General features: G+C 41.2%; 20 protein-coding genes. 15 read left to right on the forward strand and 5 right to left on the reverse strand.

Going from position 1 to position 25,432, the window contains the following annotated elements; all coding sequences use genetic code 11:
- The first annotated feature begins 79 nt into the window (after positions 1 to 79).
- The 5 genes from U859_RS0111840 to U859_RS0111860 all read left to right on the forward strand — a co-directional run bounded on the left by U859_RS0111840 (position 80) and on the right by U859_RS0111860 (position 8,517).
- Positions 80 to 646 (forward strand): RNA polymerase sigma factor, encoded by a 567-nt coding sequence (locus U859_RS0111840; protein WP_029985685.1) that lies wholly within the window; start codon positions 80 to 82, stop codon positions 644 to 646.
- 63 nt (positions 647 to 709) lie between these two features.
- Positions 710 to 1,891, forward strand: coding sequence for a FecR family protein (locus tag U859_RS0111845; RefSeq protein ID WP_240183038.1), 1,182 nt, complete (start codon positions 710 to 712; stop codon positions 1,889 to 1,891).
- A gap of 206 nt (positions 1,892 to 2,097) precedes the next feature.
- Positions 2,098 to 5,496 (forward strand): TonB-dependent receptor, encoded by a 3,399-nt coding sequence (locus U859_RS0111850; RefSeq protein ID WP_205314388.1) that lies wholly within the window; start codon positions 2,098 to 2,100, stop codon positions 5,494 to 5,496.
- Between the two features lie 11 nt (positions 5,497 to 5,507).
- The gene (locus U859_RS0111855; protein ID WP_025143584.1) at positions 5,508 to 7,286 is read left to right on the forward strand and encodes a RagB/SusD family nutrient uptake outer membrane protein; all 1,779 of its coding nucleotides are present in this window, start codon (positions 5,508 to 5,510) and stop codon (positions 7,284 to 7,286) included.
- 304 nt (positions 7,287 to 7,590) lie between these two features.
- Positions 7,591 to 8,517, forward strand: coding sequence for a metallophosphoesterase family protein (locus U859_RS0111860; RefSeq protein WP_025143585.1), 927 nt, complete (start codon positions 7,591 to 7,593; stop codon positions 8,515 to 8,517).
- A 121-nt stretch (positions 8,518 to 8,638) separates the two neighbouring features.
- Here U859_RS0111860 and U859_RS0111865 read toward each other — a convergent pair whose 3' ends face one another.
- On the reverse strand, positions 8,639 to 8,893 hold the full coding sequence (locus U859_RS0111865) for a hypothetical protein (RefSeq protein ID WP_162799922.1): 255 nt from the start codon (positions 8,891 to 8,893) through the stop codon (positions 8,639 to 8,641).
- A gap of 38 nt (positions 8,894 to 8,931) precedes the next feature.
- Positions 8,932 to 10,416 carry an alpha-amylase gene (locus U859_RS0111870; protein ID WP_025143587.1) on the reverse strand — a complete coding sequence of 495 codons (1,485 nt, stop codon included), beginning with the start codon at positions 10,414 to 10,416 and terminating at the stop codon, positions 8,932 to 8,934.
- A 198-nt stretch (positions 10,417 to 10,614) separates the two neighbouring features.
- Between U859_RS0111870 and U859_RS0111875 the strand changes: the two genes are divergently transcribed.
- From U859_RS0111875 to U859_RS0111900, 6 genes are all read left to right on the forward strand, one after another.
- On the forward strand, positions 10,615 to 12,138 hold the full coding sequence (locus tag U859_RS0111875) for a glycoside hydrolase (RefSeq protein WP_025143588.1): 1,524 nt from the start codon (positions 10,615 to 10,617) through the stop codon (positions 12,136 to 12,138).
- A 282-nt stretch (positions 12,139 to 12,420) separates the two neighbouring features.
- Positions 12,421 to 12,654: a hypothetical protein gene (locus tag U859_RS0111880; protein WP_025143589.1), complete on the forward strand. Its 234-nt coding sequence runs from the start codon at positions 12,421 to 12,423 to the stop codon at positions 12,652 to 12,654.
- A 265-nt stretch (positions 12,655 to 12,919) separates the two neighbouring features.
- Positions 12,920 to 13,153: a hypothetical protein gene (locus U859_RS0111885; protein WP_025143590.1), complete on the forward strand. Its 234-nt coding sequence runs from the start codon at positions 12,920 to 12,922 to the stop codon at positions 13,151 to 13,153.
- Between the two features lie 71 nt (positions 13,154 to 13,224).
- Complete coding sequence (locus tag U859_RS0111890) at positions 13,225 to 13,440, forward strand: bacteriocin (RefSeq protein ID WP_025143591.1); 216 nt, start codon at positions 13,225 to 13,227, stop codon at positions 13,438 to 13,440.
- Between the two features lie 82 nt (positions 13,441 to 13,522).
- The gene (locus U859_RS0111895) at positions 13,523 to 14,728 is read left to right on the forward strand and encodes an HlyD family secretion protein (RefSeq protein WP_025143592.1); all 1,206 of its coding nucleotides are present in this window, start codon (positions 13,523 to 13,525) and stop codon (positions 14,726 to 14,728) included.
- On the forward strand, positions 14,725 to 16,932 hold the full coding sequence (locus tag U859_RS0111900) for a peptidase domain-containing ABC transporter (protein ID WP_025143593.1): 2,208 nt from the start codon (positions 14,725 to 14,727) through the stop codon (positions 16,930 to 16,932). Before U859_RS0111895 ends, U859_RS0111900 begins: the two co-directional genes overlap by 4 nt.
- Before the next feature lie 40 nt (positions 16,933 to 16,972).
- Here U859_RS0111900 and U859_RS0111905 read toward each other — a convergent pair whose 3' ends face one another.
- Positions 16,973 to 17,827 (reverse strand): hypothetical protein, encoded by an 855-nt coding sequence (locus U859_RS0111905; protein ID WP_025143594.1) that lies wholly within the window; start codon positions 17,825 to 17,827, stop codon positions 16,973 to 16,975.
- 142 nt (positions 17,828 to 17,969) lie between these two features.
- Here U859_RS0111905 and U859_RS0111910 point away from each other — a divergent pair, with 142 nt between their 5' ends.
- The 4 genes from U859_RS0111910 (at position 17,970) to U859_RS0111925 (ending at position 21,117) form a co-directional block, all read left to right on the forward strand.
- Positions 17,970 to 18,356, forward strand: a complete 387-nt coding sequence (locus U859_RS0111910) for a hypothetical protein (protein ID WP_025143595.1) — start codon at positions 17,970 to 17,972, stop codon at positions 18,354 to 18,356.
- A gap of 95 nt (positions 18,357 to 18,451) precedes the next feature.
- A complete protein-coding gene (locus U859_RS0111915; protein ID WP_025143596.1) occupies positions 18,452 to 19,150 on the forward strand; it encodes a hypothetical protein in 699 nt (232 codons plus the stop codon).
- A gap of 173 nt (positions 19,151 to 19,323) precedes the next feature.
- Positions 19,324 to 20,007, forward strand: a complete 684-nt coding sequence (locus U859_RS0111920) for a lipid-binding SYLF domain-containing protein (RefSeq protein WP_025143597.1) — start codon at positions 19,324 to 19,326, stop codon at positions 20,005 to 20,007.
- A gap of 87 nt (positions 20,008 to 20,094) precedes the next feature.
- Positions 20,095 to 21,117 carry an LLM class flavin-dependent oxidoreductase gene (locus U859_RS0111925; RefSeq protein WP_025143598.1) on the forward strand — a complete coding sequence of 341 codons (1,023 nt, stop codon included), beginning with the start codon at positions 20,095 to 20,097 and terminating at the stop codon, positions 21,115 to 21,117.
- 193 nt (positions 21,118 to 21,310) lie between these two features.
- On the opposite strand, the gene U859_RS0111930 is transcribed toward U859_RS0111925, so the two are convergent.
- Both U859_RS0111930 and U859_RS0111935 read right to left on the reverse strand, forming a co-directional pair.
- Positions 21,311 to 22,672, reverse strand: coding sequence for a hypothetical protein (locus U859_RS0111930; protein ID WP_025143599.1), 1,362 nt, complete (start codon positions 22,670 to 22,672; stop codon positions 21,311 to 21,313).
- Positions 22,673 to 22,917: 245 nt separating this feature from the next.
- On the reverse strand, positions 22,918 to 25,425 hold the full coding sequence (locus tag U859_RS0111935) for an excinuclease ABC subunit UvrA (RefSeq protein WP_025143600.1): 2,508 nt from the start codon (positions 25,423 to 25,425) through the stop codon (positions 22,918 to 22,920).
- Positions 25,426 to 25,432: the final 7 nt, after the last annotated feature.

The following is a 25,432-nucleotide window of genomic DNA, read 5'->3' on the forward strand; positions in this document are numbered from 1 at the left end:
CTTAACAAATTGATAATATAGGAAGAACTGTATTTTTAATATCTAAATGGTTTTTTTGCAATGAAAATAAGCTAGGGCAATGGGTGATTATAATCTGCAGACCGATAATGAACTTTTTCTTCTGCTCAAGAAAGGGAATCACCGTGCCTATGCCATACTTTATGAACGTTATTGGGCAATACTCTTTAGATATGCCCGTAAGATACTTCAAAATGATGAAGAAGCCAGGGATGTTGTGCAGGATGTTTTTGTGATGCTCTGGTCGAAAGCCGAAACCCTTGAAATACAAATTTCCCTTTCCGCATTTTTATATGCTTCCACCCGGAACAGTATCTTAAAAATTTTTCAGCGCGGGAAAGTTAAAGACAGTTACCTTAGTTCTTTAGAAAAATTCATTGATGAAGGTAACAATACTACCGACCATCTTTTGCGCAACCGGGAACTGGCTAAAAGAATCGAACTTGAAGTGGCAATGCTACCCGCAAAAATGAGAGAAGTATTCGAACTTAGCCGCAGGTCTTATCTATCGCACAGAGAAATCGCTATTCGAATGGAAATTTCAGATCAAACGGTAAAAAAACAGATGGCAAATGCCTTAAAAATTCTCCGTTTAAAGCTGGGCACATTCTTCTTTTTAATTTTTTAATTTTTTTTTCATTTTATCTACTCCCTAAGGGCAAGTAAACGTTCACACCCATACATTGACCAATTGAGGAAAAATAGTATGGAGCAAAAACGGGCAAAAGAACTGCTTGATAAATATCTGCAAGGGAGGTGCAGCCCTGCGGAGGCCGATCTGGTAGAATCCTGGTACCTGAGGGAAACAGATCATCCTGGAGAGATTCAACCCGAACCCGAATATAAGGAATTGGGTAAATCAATATGGAAGAATATAGCGCAAGAGAACAATAAAACCAGAAAAATTATACCTTATTATAAATGGACGGCAGCGGCAGCAATTGTAGTGATGCTCGGTGCTGTTTTATATTATTTTACCGATACATCAGTATTAGATCATCAATCAACAGCGTTAACTGCGCAACATGACATTAAACCTGGTGGAAACAAAGCTTTTTTAACACTTTCTGATGGGCAGCGCATTGCTTTGGATGATGCCAGTAACGGAAAAATAGCGGAACAAGCAGGGGTAACTATATCCAAAACTGCAAATGGGCAATTAATGTATCAGGTTTCTGATTCAGCTAAACCACCAACCCGGGCTGGTTTTAATACTATTGAAACACCTAAGGGGGGACAATACCAGGTTAATTTGCCCGATGGAACTAAGGTATGGCTTAATGCAGGTTCGTCTCTCCGTTATCCGGCTCAATTTGAACTTAACAAAAGAACGGTTGAGCTTAAAGGGGAGGCTTATTTTGAGGTGGCCAAAAGAATGGTGAAAGAAAAGCGACTACCATTTATCGTGAAAACCAATTCGCAGGAAGTAGAAGTGCTGGGCACCCATTTTAACATCAACAGTTATCCAGACGAAGATTATACCCGTACCACTTTGCTCGAAGGCTCAGTAGCGGTACATCCGCTTTCCGCTACTTCAAACAGAGTAGCAACTGCAAATCAAATACTTAAACCCGGAGAACAATCTACCCTTAAAGGCGAATCTATTAAGGTAGCTACGGTTGATACAGAACAGGTACTGGCCTGGAAAGAAGGATTTTTTATGTTCGATGATGAAAACCTGCAGAGCATTATGCACAAGGTTGCGAGGTGGTACGATGTGGAAGTGGATTTTAAGGACAATAACCTGAAAACAAAAAGCTTTAGCGGTACGGTTTCGAGGTTTTCAAATGTATCACAGCTACTTAAGAAGATAGAATTAACCGGTTCAGTACACTTTAAGATTGAAGAAAGGAGGATTGTAGTTATGAAATAAAAGTCAAAACTGCAGTCAAAAAAAAGTCAGCAATGCTACCAACATTACTGACCCTTAACCGGCATAACCGGAAAATATGCTTTGGCTGAGTTAAATACACTATTTGCGATAGAATAATTTAAACCAAAACAAACGAACAAATGTATACAAATTCTGCTAATATTTTTTGCAGGTACAGACCCTGCGCGACCAAATTTTTGCTAGTAATGAAACTCATAATAGTTTTGATGGTAACTTGCCTGCTGCAGGTAAACGCCTCAACAAGCAATGCCCAGAGTTTATCTTTGGTCCAAAAAAATATAACCATTAAACAGGTTTTCAAAGCCATCCGGAAACAGACCGGCTATAATGTGTTATGGGAGGCCGATAAACTCCAAACCAACAAAACAATTGATGCGAAATTTGAAAATGCTTCTTTAAATGAAGTATTGGGCAAATGCCTCGAAGGTAAAGCGCTTACTTATGCCATTGATGAGAAAACAATCATCATCAAAGCCAAACCTTTATCCCTGTTAGACCGGCTGATTAACATTTTACAGGCGATAGAAATTACCGGAAAAGTACTCGACGAAAAAGGAGGTACCTTACCCAATGCTTCCATTCTGATTAAAGGCACTAAAACCTATCACAAAACCGATGAAAACGGGAACTTTAAATTTAGTGTGCCCGATGAAGGCGCGATACTTGTTGTTTCTTATTTAGGTTATAAAACGCAGGAAGTAGCCGTTTCAAAAAGCGGAGCAGTTAACATTAACCTTCAGCCTGATCTTTCAGACCTTGAGGATGTGGTAGTGGTGGGCTATGGAACACAAAAAAGAGCAAATCTTACCGGAGCTGTAGATGCGATCACTGCAAAACAACTCGAAAACCGGCCAATAGCTAATTTAGGGCAGGGTTTGCAGGGATTAATTCCTAATCTAAATATTTCCATTGCTAATGGCAGACCCAACACCGCACCTGATTTTAACGTAAGGGGTTTTGCTTCCATCAATGGCAGCGGTGCACCACTTATTCTGGTTGATAATGTCCCTTTTAGTGCATCAGACCTGTTAACACTAAATCCTGCCGATATAGAAAGTGTATCCGTATTAAAAGATGCAGCCGCTTCCGCTATTTACGGCGCAAGGGCACCTTTTGGAGTGGTGTTGGTGATCACCAAATCAGCCAAAAGCAGTAAAATTAATGTAGGCGTAAACAGTTATGTGGCTTTCCGTACGGTAGGTAAATTACCTGAAGTGGTAACCGATCCTTACGAAGTACTAAAGGTTAAAAATGAAGCTGCCTTTCCCTTATACAATCCGGCTTACAGTGCAGCGCTTGTTGAAGCTGCCAGATTACGCTCACTCGATCCATCAAGGCCAGATGTAATCGCTGATCCTACAGATCCGAACAAATGGTTTTACATCGGATCTACCGATTGGTTAAAAGAAGCCTACGAGCAATCTGCACCAACCTATAATATAGGTGTAAACGTTTCTAAAAAGGCAGATCAATTGAGCTATTACCTTTCTGCAAACTATTATAAACAGAAAGGGATGATCCGGGGTGCTGATGAGAACAATAACATCTACAATTTAAGGGGAAAAGTAGATCTGATTATTACCAAATGGCTTACGCTTTCCAATAACACCATGATCACCTCAACAACTTATGAGGCCCCGACTTTTATTGATGGCAATTATTTCTGGAACATCAACCGTACCAATGTGACTGATATTCCCCGTAACCCCGATGGTTCATGGACATCCGCAGGGGCGGCATTGTTGGGCGCCGTTCAGGAAGGTGGAAGAAGAACCATGAGTGCAAATACCGTTCAAACCACTTTCTCTTTTGATGCCTCTCTGATCAAAAATATCTGGAGTTTAAAGGGAGATGCTACTTTTAGAAGGGTAGACAGTTTGGGTAAATCGTATGAGATTCCGGTTCCTTATAAAACAGGACCAAATTTAGCGCCTCCATTGCCTACCACAACCTCTGCAACAAACCAGAATGGAAATGTAAAATACAATGTCATCAACCTGTACACCCAGGCACAAAAACAGCTGGGAGATCACTTTATTTCAGGATTGGTGGGCTATAATCAGGAGGAGTTCAGAAATGCAAGGTTTTTAGCTTCCCGCAAACAGTTGATTTCCAATAATCTTCCTTCCATTAATTTAGCAACGGGCGATCAGACCGTTACCGAAAATATTGCAGAATGGGCTGTACAGGGTCTTTTTTACCGTTTAAACTATAACTTTAAGGAACGTTATCTTTTAGAACTCAATGGCCGGTATGATGGATCTTCGCGTTTTGCACCAGGCAAAAGATGGGTATTTGTGCCTTCTGCATCGGCAGGCTGGATGATCTCCCAAGAAAAGTTTTTTGCACCGGTAAAAGAAGCATTATCTATGGATATGTTTAAGATCAGAGGATCTTACGGGGTGCTGGGGAATCAGGCCGCTGCCAATGAATACGATTATCTGGCGAAAATGACCAGTGGAAAAACGAGCCAGATCCTGGGAGGTACTCAACCCATTTACGTTAATCCACCAGCAGCAATATCCAATAATTTCACCTGGGAAAAAGTATCAACCATTAATCTGGGTGCCGATTTAAGTTTTTTTAAAAACAGGTTAGAACTAAATTTCGATAGGTATACGCGTTTTACCAAGGATATGCTGGTGCCTGGAAAACCACTTCCCGGCGTTTTTGGCGTAAATTCGCCAACGGCAAATGCTGCCGACCTGAAAACGAAAGGCTGGGAACTGAAACTTGGATGGAGAGATCAGCTGATGTTGGGTGGTTCACCGCTGACTTATAATGTGGTGCTGGCTGTAAGCGATAGCAGATCGTACATCACACGTTTTGATAACCCAAATAAGCTCATAAGCAATTATTATGAAGGACAGGAAATTGGTGAAATCTGGGGTTTAGAATCAGAAGGTTTTTTCCAAAATGCCGACGAGTTGAAAAATCATTCCAATCAAACGGCAGTAGGAACAGATGATCAGCGTTACCAGTATTTTGTTGGCGATATGAAGTTTAAAGACCGCAATGGTGATGGTAAGGTAGATTTTGGAAATAAAACGGTCGATAATCCTGGCGATTATTATAAACTGGGCAATAGCCGGAGCCGTTTACCGTATAGCATCGATCTTTCGGGCGCATGGAAAGGCTTCGATTTAAGAGTATTTATACAAGGTGTAGGCAAAAGAGACTGGTATGCTGCAGGAAGTAACATTTATTTCTGGGGAATTTATGCGCAGCCATGGACTAATGTTACCGTTCAAAACCTCGATCACTGGAGTCCTGAAAATCCAAATGCCTATTTCCCGAGAATAAAAGCCTATGCTGCCGAAGATACAGGAGAAGAACTGGGCATACCCAATACCCGCTTTCTACAGGATGCCTCTTATTTAAGGGTAAAGAATATCACCCTGGGTTATACTTTACCTAAAGGTTTGCTGAAAAAATTAAAACTGGAGAACGTACATTTTTATGTGAGCGGCGAAAACCTGTTCGAGCATTCTAACCTTAAAGTAAAACTCGATCCCGAAGGACTTAATGGCAATATTTATCCTTTTCAACGTACCTATTCATTCGGTTTGAACTTTAATTTTTAACATTAAAACAGATGAAAACAAAATATTACATCCATATTCTATTTTTCTTAATCATTGGAGTATTGGCAGGCTGTAAGAAAGATTTTCTGGACAGGATTCCGGAAACCACCATTACACCAAATCAGTTTTTTAAAACAACAGCCGATCTGGAAACCTATACCAATGGATTCTACGGCATGTTTGGTCCAGGCACCAACGATCTTTTTTCTGATAATATCTCGGTAAACTTAGGCGGTAGCGAGCTGGACAACATGATCAGGGGAAAAATCAATCCGGCAAATGTTGGCGGATGGAAATGGGAGAACCTTCGCAGAATCAATTATCTGCTCAATAATCTTCAGCAGGTTCAGGGTGATCCGGCCACCATTAAACACTTTGTAGGCATAGCTCGTTTTTACAGGGGCATATTCTATTTCAACATGATTGCACGTTATGGTGATGTTCCTTATTATTCTACGGTGTTGAATCCTGATGATCAGGCCCAGTTATATAAAGCTAAAGATCCGCGCACTTTAGTTGCCGATTCGGTAAAAGCCGATCTGGAGTATGCTGCAGCCAATGTTATCGCAACAGGAACCAATACACGCATTACCAAATGGGCAGCCTTATCGGTGCTCAGCAGATTTTGTCTGTTCGAAGGTACATTCAGAAAATACCATGATGAACTTGGTTTGCAGTCAACCGCCAATACCTTTTTGCAAAGGGCCGAATCGGCCAGTAAAGAAGTGATGGCCGGAGGATTTAGCATTTACAATACCGGAAAGAAAGGAGAAGATTATCAAAAACTTTTTACCAGTCAGGATTTGAGCGGTAATAAAGAAATGATATTTTATGATGATTACGACAAGGCATTAAACCGCGCTAACAGTACCCATTATGTTTTCGATTGGCAATGGGCATTAAGCAAAAGTTTGATCGATACTTACCTGATGACAGATGGTACAGCTTTTACTTCAACTGCAAATTGGGACAAAAAAAACTACGCTGAAATTTTTAATAACCGCGATCCCCGGATGGCAGTAACCATTATGCCTCCGGGTTTTTCTACTACGCTCGGCGGAATACCAAATAAAACCAGACCAACTTTTGGGGGCTATCCGCAGATTAAATTTTATGCGATAGATCCAACTACTAAAGTTTACACTGAGTTTACTGATCTGCCGATCCTGCGTTATGCAGAGGTTCTATTAATCAATGCAGAGGCGAGGGCCGAATTGGGTTTACTTAATCAAACCGATATAGATAATACCATTAATGTTTTGCGTAACCGTGCAGGGGTAGCCCCGTTAAGTATGGCCGCTGCCAATGCTGCCCCTGATGCGGTTTTAGCGGCCATGTATCCACAGGTAAACGGAGCAAATAAAGGTGTGCTGTTGGAAATCCGCAGAGAGCGTAATGTGGAGCTGGCCTGCGAGGGTTTCAGGTTTACCGATTTATTACGCTGGAAAGCGGGTAAACTACTCGAAAAACCTACCCAGGGCATGTATTTAGCCAAACTTGGCGCTTATGATGTTACTGGCGATGGGGTAGAAGATATAGCTGTTTTACAAGCACCAGGTCAGGAAACACCTCTTGATGGACTACCTGCTGATGTTAAAGCAAAACTGGTAAAATATTACCTGAGCGATAATAGTTTTTATTTAAGCAACGGAACTTCTGGTTTTATCATGTTTCCTGAGAACCTGAGTTCGCCAAGATCGTTTATCGATCCGAAATATTATTATTTCCCGATACCCATGCAACAGATTTTACTAAATCCGCAGCTTAAACAACCAACGGGTTGGCAGTAAGACATCATAAATAGAGAAGCGTCATCCTAAGGGATAATTTATTACATAAAAATCAATATGAATGACAGATTTTGTGGCAATATGATAGACTGCGAGGGATCGTCATTCCCAATTTCGATTGGGAATCGTAATGCAAGCGCTTTAAGATTCCCGCCTGCGCGGGATCCGATAGCTATCGGATGACGACTGTTCTAATGGAATCTATCAAAGTTAGCTTGTCGAAGGACTTAACGGCATCCGCTGTAAAGTGTTTCGACAGGCTCAACATGACAAAATATCTTTAACTGAAATATTCAAAACACACATGAAAAGAAGAAATTTATTAAAATCGATCCCTTTAGCCACAGCAGCGCTTGTACTTGGTGATCTTAAAAATATAGCCTCAGCTGCTCCAGTTGAGAAAAATCTCAATAAGAAACCTGTATTAACCATTGCACACATCACCGATGTACACATCCGGAATGGTGATGATGCTCCTGCGAGATTTGAAAAATGCCTGAAAGAAATTAAAAAACTCAAAGTGGATTTTTTTCTGAATGGAGGCGATAGCATTCATGCAGCCGACTATAAAGACATTAAACGTGATAGTGTAATAGAACAATGGGGAATCTGGGATAACTGCATCAAACAGATCGCAGAATATGAAGTACACAGCTGTATTGGTAATCACGACATCTGGTGGGCTGCACCATCTACCGATGATGAAATGTATGGTAAGGACTATGTGGTGAAAAGATTAAAAATTCCTAACCGCTATTACAGTTTCTCTAAAAAAGGCTGGCATTTTATCATTTTAGATGGCAATAATAAAAATACCGCTCTGGATAACGAACAGTACAAATGGCTTGAGAACGAACTCGAACGTTTACCAGCAAATACGCCGGTGCTGCTCATGTCGCATTACCCTATACTAACGGTTACCGGTACCTGGGAAGGTGGCCAGCATGGCGACCATAAAGAGTTGAAGGAGTTGTTTTACAAACATAAAGATAAAGTGAAAGTTTGCCTCAGTGGTCACCAGCATTTACTGGACAGGGCCTGGTACAATGGCGTTGAATATTATTGTAATGGTGCCATGAGTGGCTTTTGGTGGGGAAAAGGGGATAAAAGGTCTGCAAAGCCTTATTATTATCAGCAAACGGCTCCTGGCTACGCTATTTTAAAACTCTATAGTGATGGTACTTTGGAAAACAAGTATATTGAAACTGAACAACCAGAAGCAAATGGGTAAGGTTAATTAATCGTCATTGCGAGGAGGAACGACGAAGCAATCTTTCATGCTTAAAAGCCTTGTAATAAAGATTGCTTCGTCGGCTGAGAAAGCCTTCTCGCAATGACGATACCTTTTATAACTAACTATGTCCAGCTTCAGCAATATATTCAGGATCAACCGGTGAAGAATAATCACCAGGTGTATTTTCCAGATAAGACTGTTCCATATCATTAAGATAATCTTTCAGCTGTGCTATCCTGGCAATCATATCGGTCTTTTCCTGCTCACTATGTTCTGGAGCGCCGTCCATGGCTTTAATTGTATCTATGGCATAATCCATAAATATTTTAACGTTTTCTGATAAAAGTTCTTTTTTCATGTTAGTTCTATTCATTGTTTGTTAAACTAATGTTATTAAGATTCCCAATTAGGTTAATCTGCTGTCCAGGCCGAAACCGATCCGGCAGCGACAAAAAATTCTCCCCAGCCATTTTCATCAATAACCACTTCATTATCAATATTTTTTAACCTGTCACGGAAAACCCTTCCCGCAAATTGCTGACCTATTTCCATGGCTTTATACCCTTCATCTCCATTTGAAATTAATACCGCTAAGCCAGAATTTTCATGCTCTTCATCGCCTGATAAGGTCCAGCCAATGCAATTTGGATGATCAAAATAGTCGCGCTGGGTACCATACACTTTGTTTTTTCTTAGCCCAAGCATGGTTTGTATTTCTTTTACTGGTTCAAGCACAATTTCATGCTCATTGCCATCATTTCCTTTGTCGCAGTATTTAGCACCATAAAGATCAGGATAGAAAATGCAGGGATAGCCCGTATTGCGCAACAGGATCAATGCATAAGCCAGCGGACGGAACCAATGGTCTACTGTTTGTTCCAACGACTGTAACGGTTGCGTATCATGATTTTCAACCAGGGTAACCGCAAGGTCTGGCCTGACTTCTACCAGCGTATTTTGAAAAATTTCGCTCATGTTAAAGTCGTTTCCTTCTTTCGATGCACGTGAAAAATTTCCTTGTAAAGGCGCATCAAAAAGCGACATGCGGCCTTCGGTAATATCAATATATTCAAGCAATGAGCCTAAATCCCATGGCGACCAGTATTCGCCTACGGTAAATAGCTCTTTTCCTGTTTTCTGCCGAATGTGATCCAGCCATTCATTGTAGAACAAAGGATCCATGTGTTTGATTGCGTCTAAGCGGAAGCCATCAAATTTAATGGTTTCGTGAAGCCATTCTCCCCAGTTTTTAACTTCCTCGCGTACATGTGGGTTCCGGTAATCAATATCGGTAAGCATCAGGTAATCATAATTACCGTTTTCTTTATCCAAAACATCCTGCCAGCCATCACCATATTGATTCTGAATACTGAAAATAGCCGTTTCTCCTGTTTTATTGTCAAAATCGACACCTGCAAAACATTGAAAATCCCATTCGAAAGCTGAATATTTTTTTGCCCTTCCCGGATAGGTAAACTTCGTATAGGCCTCAATTTCATAAGGTTCAGAAATAAAGCTGTTCCTGTTTTCAGGATCAACCTTTCTGACGGTTATTGTTTCGGTTTCATCTGCACCTCCAAGGTGGTTAAGTACAATATCCATATATACTTGTAATCCCGCTTCCTGGGCCACACGTACACCTTCTAAGAGTTCGGCTTTGGTACCATATTTTGTTCTGACACTTCCTTTCTGATCAAATTCGCCCAGATCATAAAGATCGTAAGAATCATAACCCGTTGATTTTTCACCATCCATGCCTTTATGTGCAGGAGGAAGCCATAACGTATCGATTCCAAAAGATTTAAGTTCTGTTGCTTCGTCCTTTAATTTTTTCCAGAGTGAACCATCAGAAGGATAGTACCACTGAAAATATTGTAGCATGGTATAGTTTTCCATATATTATAATAAGTTTATGGGGATACAACATTATCTACGGCTTAAGGTTTGAGGAGAGTTTAATCTGTTTACAAAAAAACAGTAAATAGCTAATGGATAAATTCAAATAACGTTATAATGACGTTTAAAATTTACTAAATTTAAATCTTCAAACAAATAAGAGAAATCGGTATAGAAAAACTGATTGTAACCTAACCAATGATAAAATCACATCAACAAACCTGCGGCATATTATTTTGGCTAGCTGTATTTTTATCATGCAGTACTGCCCGGGCCCAACAAAATATAATAAAAGTAGAAATTGATCCTGCTATTCAGTTTCAAACCATGGAAGGTTTTGGGGCATCTGATGCGTGGTCCTGTCAGTTTGCAGGTTTATGGCCTGATGAAAAACGGAACAAAATGGCCGATCTTCTTTTCAGTACCCAATTTACAAAAACTGGCCAACCGATCGGTATCGGACTAAACATGTGGCGTTTCAACATCGGTGCGGGCAGTACAGAACAAGGGGAAGCCAGTAATATTAAAGATGAATGGCGCCGTCAGCCGGCTTTTCTTCAAATTGACGGGAATTATGACTGGAATGCATTACCTGGACAAACCTGGTTTTTAAAAGCAGCAAAAGCTCGTGGCGTAAAACAATTTATCGGCTTTGTAAATAGTCCAAATGTTCGCTTTACCAAAAACGGCAAATCTTATTCTACTGATGGCCTTTGCAATCTCGATTTTGGAAAACTAGAAGATTTTTCAGCAGATATGGTAAACACTATAAATGGAATAAAGAAAACCACAGGCATTACGTTAAACTACCTCAGCCCTGCAAATGAGCCCCAATGGAAATGGAACGAACACAACCAGGAGGGCTGCCCTTACAACAATGCCGAGTTGGCCTCAATTTACAAGGGCATTAATACCGCATTCTCTAAAAATGGAATTAAAACTAAAATTCAGATAGGAGAGGCTGGCCAGCTGGATTACCTGTATGATAACGGAAACACGGTTAAAGGAAATCAGGTTGCTCAGTTTTTCGATATTGCTTCGCCCAATTATGTAGGCAATCTTTCTCATATCGATCAATCCATTTCAGGTCACAGTTATTTTACCACAAGCCCCAAAGAAAAGTTAATAGAAGTACGTGAGAAAACGGCTATGGCGGTATCGAAAATAAAGGGATTAAGGTATTGGATGTCGGAATATTGCGTGCTTGGAGATGACTCGCTAAAAGGAGATAAGCGTGATTTGGGCATGAAAACGGCTTTGTTTATTGCAAAACTCATCCACCACGATCTTGTTTTTTCGAATGCTTCCTCCTGGCAATGGTGGCTGGCCATTTCGAGCGGCGATTATAAGGATGGTTTGGTGTATATCGATAAAAATAAAACTGATGGGCAGGTGTACGAGAGCAAACTGTTATGGGCATTTGGTAATTATAGCCGTTTTATACCAGTGGGCAGTAAACGTATTCAGGTTGAAATGCCTGAAGAAAAAACTTCACAGCTTTATATATCATCATATGTGAACAACAAAAAACTGGTAACGGTTGCAGTAAATACTTCCCAGAACGACATCGATCTTGATATAGCGGTTAAAAACGATACACAACATTCGGTAAAAACTTATGTTACTTCTGATGAATATAACCTTAAACCGTATAAAGAATATAAAAATACCAGCAAAATCCATATACCGGCAAAATCAGTGACGACCATATTAAGCGATTAATCCAGAAAATTTAATCTTTAGATGTAAAATTTGGGATGGTTAAGATTTCTATTTGCAACGATATATATACGCGCGAAACGGTACAGTGTTAAAAATCTTATATCAAAAATAACAACTCAACGGTTTAATGTATTCTAATTGCGAGTTGCTAATCAGGGCTTTACAAAAACTTTAAAGGCTTTAGCTTCGTTTCTTAAATAACCCCGGCAATTAAACGCCGGTTTATAAAGGAGTAGCCGAAAACCTCAAATAGAGTAGGCATTATTAAAATTAGAAAACGTTATGAAACTTCAAGAGTTAAATTTAAACGAAATGAAAGAAATCAACGGTGGTGGTTTATTTGGTGGTAATGATTCGTCAAATTCAGGCGGTCTGTTAGGATCAATCGGAATTGGTAACCTGTTATCATTCTCAAACGAAACCCAAGACGGAGATGAATCGAGTAAAACCTCGTTCTCTTTAGGGAATAACATTGGTGGAAGCCTAGAAGGTTTATTTAAAAGCTTAACCAGCTAATTTGACTTAACTAATCTTTTATAAAAAAAGGACTTCTTCGGAGGTCCTTTTTTTTATGCCATTAATTGCGTAACGTTTTATTGAGGTAATTGTTTTAATTAATTGACAACCAAATAGTTTATTGTATTCTGTGCTGTTGTTCGAAACACTGGTTTCAGGAAATCTGACCTCTAAACTAATGCGTTTATTAATTAAATGGCTATTAAAGCCAAGTTAGGGGATGCTGAAAACCTATAACAGAGTAGGCTTATTAAATCTATTTATTATGAAAATGCAGGAATTGAATTTAACAGAAATGAAAGAGATTAATGGTGGTGGTTTATTTGGTGGTAATGATTCGTCAAATGCTGGCGGCTTATTGGGATCAATCGGAATTGGTAACTTATTATCATTCCAAACTGCCAGTGAAGATGGTGATGAAGCCAGTGCAAGTTCGTTGTCATTCGGCAACAACATCGGTGGTAGCCTGAGTGGCTTATTCGATAGTTTAAGCAAATAATAAATAATTAGTGTTGAAAAAGGAGGATAATCGTTTTATCCTCCTTTTTCTGTTGAATTTAAATCAGGATCATGGAAAATTTATCAGAAAAAGAACTTAAAACCATCAATGGTGGTGGGATATTTAATGGAAATACAGGCGCATCGTCTATATCCCTTACAGCCACAACCGATAGCTTATTGAGTATTTCCTTTACCAGGAGTGATGGTGATTATAAAAATACAACAACCCTTTCAATAGGAAACAATATTGGTTTAAACCTGGGTTTATTAGGCCAAAAGCTATAATTACCAGGCATAAGCAGTTTGTTTATGCCTTTTTCTTGTATTAAAAAACTAAACAGGCTTAAATGCGTATATAATTTCAGATATGGATAGCGATAAATATATATTTCCGAAAGAAGTGATTGAAAATACGGCCGAATACCATTTTCATACCCATAATTCGTATACAAAGATTATATATCAGGTAATACTTGCTGTATTAATTTTTGCTTTTTTAGCCATGTTCCTTATTAAGGTTGATGTTAATGTGAAAAGTACAGGACTTTTCAGGCCAACTGCCGAAAGGAATGAAATAAAACCCTTAATTGCTGGCCGTATTGATTCGCTGTTTATTAAAGAAAACATGCATGTTAAAGCCGGTCAGGTTTTACTCACGATCAAAAAAGAAAATATAGAAAGTCAGGATGCGCTAAACCAGTTTCGACAAACTGATGTTGAAGATCAATTATATGATCTCGGGTTGTTGATCAACGCCTATAAAAGAAACGACTGGTCGAAAAAGCTTCCTTTAAAATCAGGTGTTTATGGTCAGCAATACAGCTTGTTTATGCAGCGGGTTACCGAGGCTAAGGCACGTTATCAGCTTGCCTATAAAAATTACGACCGTTATGCCTATCTGTATAAAAGAAAAGCAGTTTCTGCATTGGAGTATGATGAGGTTAAACTTAAAAAAGATAATGTATTTAACGAGCTTTCTTTAATTGGGGAGGAGCAGGGTAGTAAATGGCAAACCGAACTTAACCAGTTGAATATCCAGCGCCAGCAGTTAGGTTCCAGAGACCGTCAGTATGAAGAAGAAAAAGAGTTTTACACCATCAAAGCACCCCTAACCGGAACAGTACAGCAGTTAAAAGGGATCCAGCCGGGAAGTTCTATCGCAGCAAACGAAATTTTGGGTGAGATATCACCCGATTCAGGCCTGATTGCTGAAACCTATGTACAGCCTAAAGATATTGGCTTGTTACACGTGGGCACAAAAGCCAGGTTTCAGATTGACGCCTACAATTATAACGAATGGGGATTGGCCACTGGAAAAGTGGTGTCTATTTCGAGCGATGTTTTTATGCAGAACGGAGCACAGCCTTTTTTTAAAGTTAGATGTTTACTGGATAAAAATAGTTTAAAACTCCGCAATGGTTATATCGGTAAAATTAAAAAGGGAATGACCTTACAGGCCCGTTTTTTTGTTACGCGGAGAACACTTTTTCAATTGCTTTACGATAAAGCAGACGATTGGTTAAATCCAAATGTAATTCCTCAAAGTAAAGAAACCCAGGTAACGAGCCTATGAAAACCATTAAACAATTTTTTCAGGCATTAAGATCAGATAAAAAAGCCAAAAAAACCATTATTAAGCAGCATGACGTTACCGACTGCGGTGCGGCCTGCCTGGCTTCAATTGCCATTCATTATGGCCTGGATATGCCAATTGCACGTATCCGTCAGTACGCCTCTACCGATAAAAAAGGCACCAATGTATTGGGCCTGATCGAAGCTTCTGCCAGGCTTGGTTTTTCGGCTAAAGGTGTAAAAGCCAGTTACGATAATCTTTTTACCATTCCACTGCCGGTTATTGCGCATGTTAACCACAATAATATTGCACATTATATTGTACTTTATAAAATTACTGAAGAATATGTAGAAGTAATGGATCCCGCCTATGGCGAAATGCAAAGATTAACGCCTGACGAATTCAGACAAAAATGGACCGGTGTTTTGATTATGCTTTTGCCGGGAGATGATTTTACAGCAGGAACAGAACGGATTTCGCTTGAAAAACGGTTCATTTATTTGTTGATGCCACATAAATCCGTTTTGATCCAGGTATTAATCGGTGCTATTTTTTATACCATATTGGGTTTATCTACCTCGATATTTCTCCAGAAGATTGTAGATAACGTGTTGCCCGAGGGAAATACGAACCTTCTTAACTTAATGGGCACGGTGATGATCATCATCATTTTGGTGCAGATTTTTATCAATTATGCTAAAACACTATTGACCATCAAAACCGGACAACAGATTGATGCCAGGTTAATATTAGGCTATTATAAACATCTTTTAAAACTTCCGCAGGCTTTTTTTGATACCATGCGTGTGGGTGAAATTATTTCACGGATGAATGATGCCGTTAAAATCAGGGCTTTTATAAACGATGTGCTCGTGGGTTTTGCCGTTAATGTTTTTATCCTGATCTTCTCCTTCGCTTTAATGTTTACCTACTATTGGAAACTGGCCCTGATTATGCTTACCGTGGTGCCTTTATATGCGCTTGTTTATTATGTATCTAACCGGCTGAATAAAACCACGCAGCGCCAGTTGATGGAGAAAAGTGCTGAATTGGAAAATCAATTGGTAGAATCGGTAAACTCAGTAAGTACGATCAAACGTTTCGGACTTGAAAATTTTTCGAACCTTAAAACCGAAATCAGGTTTATCAACCTGCTAAAAACAGTTTATACTTCGGGTACAAATTCACTCTTGGTGGGTAATGCAAGCGGTTTTATTTCCAGCATCTTTGCCGTGATCCTGTTATGGGCAGGTGCAAGTTTTGTACTCCAGAATATGATTACACCGGGAGAGCTTTTATCATTTTATGCTATTATCGGTTATTTTACAGGTCCGGTAATTAGTTTGATCGGGATGAACAAAGTTTTTCAGGATGCGCGCATCGCCGCCGACAGGTTATTTGAAATTATGGATCTTGAACGCGAAAAAACGGAGAATAAGACGGATTTAACACCCGATATGATCGGAGATATTGAATTTAGGAATGTAAATTTCAGGTATGGTACACGTGTAACCGTGTTTGATGGTTTTAACCTGCATGTACCAAAAGGAAAAATTACCGCTGTGGTTGGAGAAAGCGGATCAGGGAAAACCACTTTACTTTCGCTGCTTCAGAATATTTATCCGCTTCAATCAGGCAATATTATGGTTGGTGAGTTTGATATCAATTACCTCAGCAATGAAAGCTTGAGGAAACTGGTTGCTGTTGTTCCGCAGGATGTACATCTCTTCGCTGGCAACGTTATCGATAATATTGCTGTAGGGGAAATGGAGCCTGATATGAAAAAGATTATCCGAATCTGTGCACAACTCCATATTATGGATTTTATTGAACGGCTTCCAAATGGATTTGATACTTATCTGGGTGAAAATGCGACCAATTTATCAGGTGGGCAGCGGCAACGTTTAGCCATTGCCAGGGCCTTGTACCGTGATCCGGAAATCCTGATCCTCGACGAGGCCACTTCTTCGCTCGATTCTTCTTCAGAAGAACATATCCATCATGCCATTTCTTTGCTCAGGGAAAATGGAAAAACCATTATTTTAATTGCACACCGCTTAAGTACAGTGGTAAATGCAGATAAGATTGTGGTGTTAAAAGAAGGAAAATTAATAGAAGAAGGAACGCATAGTCAACTTGTAAAATTAAAAGGGATGTATACAGGTATGTGGCAAAAACAGTTTCCTGCACCCGAAAGTGTTTAATAAGTTCCATAAAATCACCGGAAAAACCGGTTAAAGATCATTAGATCGCCACATTGTTTGGAAGCGGATAATGGGTAACCACGACTTTTTTTCTCGCTTGCTTATTTTTGCCTGTAGGAGCGGTAACATTCAGCACAGTGATAAATTTTGTAGGGTCGCCGGTTGATTCGTAGACCACTACTTCAGCATAATCGGGCTGCGTAATTACATCAGAATTGTTTTTTAATACATCAAAATTTTTATTTCTCAGCTGGTTCAGCAGGTGGGCTTTATCGTGAACAAAGGGGATAAGCAGGTTGGGGGTACGGCGCTTCATCCAATGATCGTTCAGCTCTGAATATGGAGTTTTAACCTGGCCGTTCCAGGCAACCACAATGGTGCCTCCCGTAATCACAAGAAATTCACCTGTCCATATTACCCAAAGCAGAAGCCCTGAAATATTATCGCTGCCCTGAATGCGGAAAGTGCCAATTTCGTTCAGGGCCACGATTTCCTTAAATAATACCCCAGGGTGAACAAACAGAAAAGCCATATCTTGCAAAAGCTGTTTGAGGTCTGCCGTACTCTGGTTAAAGGTAAATCCCCGGCGGCTATACATTACGGCATCAAAGAAAACCCACTGAACGTAGAATGCGAGCAGGCTGCATACTAATGCAATAGACAAAGCAACCTGAAGGTTTCTGATCTTACCGATCCTAATCCCCTGATCTATTGCCAGTCCCAGGAGCATACCGAGTAAAAATGCACAAATGGCAATAAACCATATGTTAGGTATTAACTGGGCAAGGATAATATAAAAAAGCGGTAGCAAAATAGAGGCAATAATGCCAATAGCCAGGGTGGTCAGGATGCCAGAGGTGGAGGCATGGCCTGCAGGAATGTATTTTTCTTCCATGTGAGTGTGTAATCAGATTTTAATCTCAAACAGCTGGTCATATGAATTTGTTTTTTAGAAAATCTGTTGTTGTGATGTTTTTATGCTAAAAAAAAATATTGTAATATTTTTCTTTTGAACTATTTTTATAAAAAAAACACACATGAAAAAAATAATACTGGCTTCATTTTTACTAATCAGCGGACTTGCGGCACACGCACAAACTTATCAAGCCGTCACCAGTAAAAACAAAACCTACCTGGCAACGGTTAAGGGGCTTTCGTATACCTATAAAAATGGAATGGTTACTTTAAAAAATAACGGAAAATATAACCTTGGCACAGTTAGCATCATTGCTTCCTCTAAAACAGACGCCAGTTTGTTTAGGATCGCACTATTTGAAGACGGGCTTAATAAGGGACAGACACAGCAGGCAAGCGTTTATTTTACCACAGGTGAGGGGAAGGATAATCATGAAGTTGCTTTGACTGCGATCGATCAGAAAAATCTGGTATTCTCCTTTGATAAAGCGGTCAGGGCTGGCCGTTAATTGCTGTTTTTGAAAACAGTATTAATCTTCATCTATCCTCCAACCTATTTCTTATTTTTGCAGGAATTAAATGGCTAATTTGTTTATGCTAAGATATGGATAATGGATTTTCTGATTGCAATCAGATTGCGGTGGTTTCTGCTTTTTCTAAGCTTGTAGATACTAATTTTCAGGGCGATATAAACGCAATTTGCTGGTATAGGAACCTGGTTGGAGACTTTAGTGAAATTGTGTCTAAACTTCAGTTGAAAGATAACCTAACCGAAGTTTCCATGGAAGACCTTTATGCATTGCAACTATCGGAAGAAGGTAATATGGCCAGGGAAATTATCTTAAGTGATTTTCAGCTGTTAACAGATTTCGGGGCATCTCCTTCTCTTAATTTAATCAAAAGTTACCAGCGGGATGATGAATTGGATTTTATTTCAACAGATGTATATTCTTATCATGTAGACCGTTCACCGATTGGTTCTGATACTTTTTTATGTACCTATTATGGTGCTGCCAGTGAAATCTTAGCTAATAACCAGGTTGAACAAAAAATACTGGTTCCGGAAATCCGGCAAAAGCTTAAAGAATTGCATAACGGCCCGGAAGCGGAATTTGAAACCTTTTTAACCGAACATTATTTTGATCTGCATTATCAACCTAAACCTTATGCCAGACCTGTAAATCTGGGTTTGGGCCATTTGTGGAGATTAGCGGTAGATCATCCTGAAAAACAGACTTTACCTTGTATTCACCGGGCACCCACCGAAAAAAATGGTGAATATAGACTGCTCCTGATCTGTTAAATATTTTTTTGAAAATCCCTTTCTTGCAATGTGAGAATTTTCACTGGAAAGTAATTTGTAAGAGATTTTTCTACAAAGCTTGCTACCGTTATATAAATTTGGCTGCCCATCCGTTATAGGATCGTCCTGTCCGTGGAAATTACCGGCAGCCATTTAATTTTAAACCTCAAAATATGAATTTCAACAAATCGGTCAGAATAAGCCTGGCCACGCTCTGCATTACAGTTCTTTTAGCCCCATCTCTGGCCAATGCACAGGACAAAGAGAAAAAAAGATTACAGGCAGCGGGTACGGTGCTGGATGATTTTGGTAAAATGAAAGAGTCTATCCCTTCTTCGCTACTTAAGGTTACCGAAGGGATCATTATCGTGCCAAAGCTGATCAATGCCGGCTTTGTAGTTGGTGGTAAACGCGGCAGGGGAATAGCGATGGTGAAAAGGGAAGACGGCAGCTGGAGCAATCCTGTATTTGTGACTATTACCGGAGGAAGCGTCGGCTTACAGGTCGGAATACAATCTGTTGAGCTGGTGTTGGTTTTCAAGCATAGCAGCAGTCTGACCGGGATAAAGAAAAGCAGTTTTACGCTTGGTGGCGACCTTTCGATCGCAGCTGGTCCGGTTGGACGTAATTCTACCGCCAATACCGATTATAAACTTGATGCCGAGGTATATTCCTATTCGCGCAGTAAGGGGCTTTTTGCGGGGATATCACTGAATGGAGCTTCGCTTGAGTTCGACACGGCTGCAGACACAAATTTTTATGGAAAGGGGATGGGGCCAGCTGAGATATTTGCTTCGCAGGGAGATCCGGATGATGCTGTTACTAAAATAAAAACATCCCTTTCATCTTTGAAATAGCTTATCAGGAAAACTCCTGCATGCCCGGTACCGGTCTTTTAGAGCCTGCCGGGATACTACTAAATTTAATATTAAATAAGTAAATCAATGAAGAAAATAGGATTTTTATCATTCGGGCATTGGTCTGACCATCCCTCATATCAAACGCGTACCGGAGGAGATACCTTACTCCAATCCATTGATCTAGCTGTTGCAGCGGAAGAAATAGGTATGGATGGCGCATATTTCCGGGTTCATCATTTTGCGCGCCAATTGGCATCTCCATTTCCGTTGCTTGCTGCAATAGGGGCAAAAACAGCTAAAATAGAGATCGGTACCGGCGTTATCGATATGCGCTATGAAAATCCGCTCTATATGGCTGAAGATGCCGGTGCTGCCGACCTGATTTCCGAAGGCCGCTTGCAACTGGGGATAAGCCGTGGCTCGCCCGAGCAGGTAATCGAAGGCTGGCGGTATTTCGGTTATGCACCTGAAGAAGGTGAAACCGATGCAGATATGGGCCGTAAGAAAGCTTTGGCGTTTTTAGATAAGTTAAAAGGCAATGGATTTGCCGAGCCTAATCCTTATCCAATGTTCCCGAACCCGCCCGGCTTGTTACGCCTGGAGCCCTATTCGGATGGACTGCGCGAACGGATTTGGTGGGGTGCTGCCTCAAATGCGACTGCAATATGGGCGGCAGAAAACGCCATGAACCTTCAAAGTTCTACCTTAAAGTTTGATGAAAGTGGCAAACCTTTTCATATCCAGCAGGCTGAACAAATTCGATTATACAAGGAAGCTTGGAAAAAAGCCGGTCATCAGCGCGAACCAAGGGTTTCCGTAAGCCGTTCGATTTTTGCACTGGTTAACGACCAGGACAGGTATTATTTTGGCCAGCAGGGAAAAGGAGCCGATAGCTTTGGTTATATCGAAGCCGATAAACGGGCTGTTTTTGGCAAGAGTTATGCAGCTGAACCTGATCAGCTTATCAAAGAACTGAAAGCGGATGAGGCCATACAGGAAGCAGATACGCTATTGCTCACTATACCGAACACTTTGGGAGTAGATTACAATATCCATGTGCTGTCTTCTATTTTAGAAAATGTTGCCCCGGCATTGGGCTGGAGATAAAGGTTTATCGCCATTGATTTAAAAACAGCATCAGTAACTGGGATTTTGGGGAGGACTGTTTTGTATGAAACCGGTCCAATTGTAAGTCTCTTAAACAATATTTTAAATGGATGATCCGAAGTGAAATCAGGATCATCCATTTTAGTTCTTCGCTTAAGCTACCTCAACATGCAACTTATTCAGCTTAAGGATATTATGGGTAATACGGCTTGAATGTCAATTCCAGCCAGAACCAGTAGGAGAACCGTTCGGTAGTATCCCGGGCAGATCGTAAATTAGTGATCTCATAATTTGCCGGTATCTTAATTTCCTGGTATTTTAATACCTGTTTTTCTTTTAACATTGCAGTTTCACTTTCCGTGCCGTCGCTATAAACAAAGTTGATGGACTTTAAAGGGGCAAGGCCGATATAAGGCTGCGAATAATAAAACCGTAACGCAACAAGTTCTTTATCAGGATCAACCTTGATGGTTTTTGTTTTATCGCCACCAATTTTGGTTGCCCGCTGCCCGTCATGACGTTCAAAGTTCACCTGGAAACTGTCCATGCTATCACCGAAATTGTAGATAATTTCCTTAATTTTTCCAGATTTCTGGCTCTCATTTGCCGGGCGCAATGGGCGCAATTCGTTTTCGTTGCCTGGTGAAAAGGGGCCTATGGTAATTTTATTAAAAGCCGGATCAATGGCCGGAGGTACTGATTCTGAACCGGGCATCAGGCGGTTGGTATAAAAAAAAGAGGCGTATGACTGCGCAAAATCGGCCATCCAGAAAGACATCCAGCCTTCCTTAATTTTTAGCAGTTCTTCCTTCCTGTAATCTTTGCCATCAACAAATCTGTAGCTCTTCTTAAATGACCTTTTCCCGAAGGTGTCGTTTATTTCGATATCGGTGTCTTTAATCAGTTTGCCTGTGGTAATACTTTCGTAAACAATCTGAGAAGCACGCCATTCTATCAGCGCAGGAATCTGTTCGTTAAAAAACGACTGGTAGTTTTCTATCTGCCGCTGCAGATCAATTACCCAGGCATCGTCAAACTCTCCATAAAGTGCTTCTCCTGAATCAACCCTTTCTTTAAGTATGGCCAGGTGCACCAGCGAAAATGCAACGGTAAAGGGGATAAGTTTATGTTTATTTTTGGATTTAATCAGCTTGAAATACATTTCGGTGCACTTGCTGATGAGTGTATTGAGCTGCATGGCCTGCTCTGATTTGTTTTTGGCCACCACGTAGGAAACCATGTCGCTTTTAATCGCCATGAGTTCGCTTCCATCGCGGGTGATTTCAAATTCCAGGATAGCAAGTTCAACCATTCTTGAAACATTTTCACTAACCTGCGCCCAGATATCAGCTTTCGCTTCCTGCCAGAAACTTTTGATTACGTAACTGATGGCACCTCCGATATAGGGTGCTTTGGTTGCCAGGGAAATGACGACTGTTCTTGCTTTGGATTCCCAGCTTGATTTGGGCGAAGGCGGGGGAAAGGGAAAAAAATCTTTGCCGGATAAAATCAGGCGTTCATAATCGGTAGGGACGGGTTTGAGCGTTGTGGACATAGCTATAAATAATTAAGTTATATATCAATTCAGGTCAGGAGTGATCCTGGATATCGTTAATACCGGAAGGGATTGAGCGTTACCAAAGGGCTCTTGCCTATTGGGAGCCTAAAATATGAAAAATATCATATTGACGGAACGGGCTACGGTTAAAAAAATAACGGAAAAAATCAGAACATGAACCTAAATGGGAAAAAGTGCCGGATTGGTTAGAGCAGAATTTCATTCTGGCTATGGCAATGTCTCTATTTATTATCTCTTCGGAGGTATGCCGAAAGAAAAGATGCTGTCTTGCTCTCTTTGCATTTGATCAGTCCTTCAACCGGACCGCTATATAAAATTTTCCCGCCATTTTCACCTGCTCCCTGACCAATATCAATAACCCAGTCGCTTTGTGCAATAACCTGCATATCATGTTCAACCACCACAACTGTATTTCCTGCATCAGCCAGTTTATTGAACTGCACTAACAACCGTTCAACGTCCGAGGGGTGAAGCCCGGTGGTGGGCTCATCAAGAACATACAGCGATGATCCTTTCTGGCTTTTTTGCAGTTCGGTGGCCAGTTTAATGCGCTGTGCCTCGCCACCTGAGAGTTCTGTTGCTGCCTGTCCAAGCCTGAGGTAACCAAGTCCTACCTCCCGCACAATATCAAGCGCCCGGTAAACCGCAGGATCCTCATCAAAAAAATCGCAGGCCTGATCTACGGTCATTTCCAGTATCTGGGCAATGTTTTTATCCTTATAGGTAACTTCAAGGGTTGCGGGATTATATCGTGATCCATTGCAGGTAGGGCAAGGAGTATATACACTCGGCAAAAACAGGAGTTCTACCATTACAAAACCTTCGCCAAGGCAGTGCGGGCACCTTCCTTTAGCTACGTTGAAAGAAAAACGTCCGGCATCATACCTGCGTTTTCTGGCGAGCGCGGTGTCGGCAAATCGTTTTCGTACCTGATCGAACAAACCTGTATAGGTTGCGAGGTTTGATCTTGGCGTACGCCCTATGGGTCGTTGGTCAACCACAACCAACCGGGTGATTTCTGCCAGGCCGCCTGATATCTTTCCCTTAACCGGTGCAATGGCTGTTGATTCCGGTCCTTCCACGCGTTCTTCTCCGCTATCTGTTTTCTGTCCCAGGCCATCTGCAACCAATTCAACAAGAACCTGGCTAACCAGGCTGCTTTTCCCGGATCCGGATATTCCGGTAACGCAGGTGAGTACGCCCAGGGGGAAATCAATATTCACATTTTTCAGGTTATGACGGCATGCCCCGGAAATGCTCAATTGGCCTGTGGCTTTTCTTGGGGTACGGATACCGGGAGTTTGATCATCAAATAAAAATGAAGCTGTAGTTGAATTAGTTATGCTTTTTAAACCTTCCGGCGGACCGCTGTAGAGAATCTGCCCTCCGTTTCCGCCGGCACCCGGTCCAACATCAACAATCCAGTCGGCATGTTTAATCACCTCGATCTCATGCTCTACCACAAAAATACTGTTTCCTGCATTTTTCAGTTTGTCCAGAATGCCCAAAAGTGCCATTGTATCTGAAGGATGGAGGCCGGCCGAGGGTTCATCCAGAACATAGATGACACCAAAAAGATTTGAATGGACCTGGGTGGCGAGTCTTAAGCGCTGAAGTTCTCCCGGAGATAAAGTTGGTGTAGTACGTTTCAGGCTCAGGTAGCCAAGCCCGAGCTCCAGCATCACTTCGATCCGGGAAAGTATGTCTGCGCAGATCCGTTGCGTTACAATCTGTTTCTCTGATTGCGGGCCTTTTTGAGGAACCGCGTATTTTTTGAAAATGACCGAAAGTTCAGAGAGGGATAATCCTGAAAGTAGTGCAATATCTTTTCCATCAAAACCAACCGAAAGTGATTCTTTTCTTAGTTTCTTGCCAAGGCATAAAGGGCAGGAGGCGCTGATCATGTACTGGTTTACCCTTTTCTTCATCAGTTCAGACTGGCTCGAAGAAAATGTTTTGAGCACATAGGGCTTAGCACCGATGAAAGTACCCATGTAGTCCGGAGTCCTTTTGTTTTTTATGGCATTTGCCGTCTCCTGTGGAGTTAAACCGGGATAAACAGGCACTGTTGGGGTTTCCTCCGTAAAAAGTATCCATTCACGGTCTTTTGCCGGAAGATCTCTCCATGGAATATCTACATTATATCCCATCGATACCAGAATATCCCGCTGGTTTTGGCCCTGCCAGGCAACCGGCCATGAGGCAACCGCCCTTTCACGAATAGTGAGGCCGGGATCGGGAACCATGGTTTTTTCGGTTACTTCAAAAACACTGCCCAGTCCGTGACATTCAGGACATGCGCCTTCTGGCTTATTCGCAGAGAATCCTTCTGCATAAATGATGGACTGGCCTTTTGGATAATCGCCGGCCCTTGAATATAACATGCGCAATAGGTTGGATAAGGTTGTTACGCTTCCCACAGTGGAGCGGGTACTTGCGCCACCGCGTTGCTGCTGGAGTGCTACAGCGGGCGGAAGCCCATCAATTGAGTCGACCTCTGGTACGCTCATCTGATTGAACAGCCTGCGGGCATATGGTGAGACCGATTCGAGATACCGGCGCTGTGCCTCAGCATACAGCGTTCCAAACGCAAGTGAAGATTTGCCCGATCCTGATACTCCGGTAAAAACTATGAGCTGATCTCTTGGAATATCGAGACTGATATCTTTAAGGTTATGTTCCCTTGCACCGCGGACCCTGATCACATTCCCATTTTCTTTCCCTGCCATATTTCAA

It is taken from the genome of Pedobacter jeongneungensis, assembly GCF_000633455.1.
Lineage (GTDB): Bacteria > Bacteroidota > Bacteroidia > Sphingobacteriales > Sphingobacteriaceae > Pedobacter > Pedobacter jeongneungensis_A.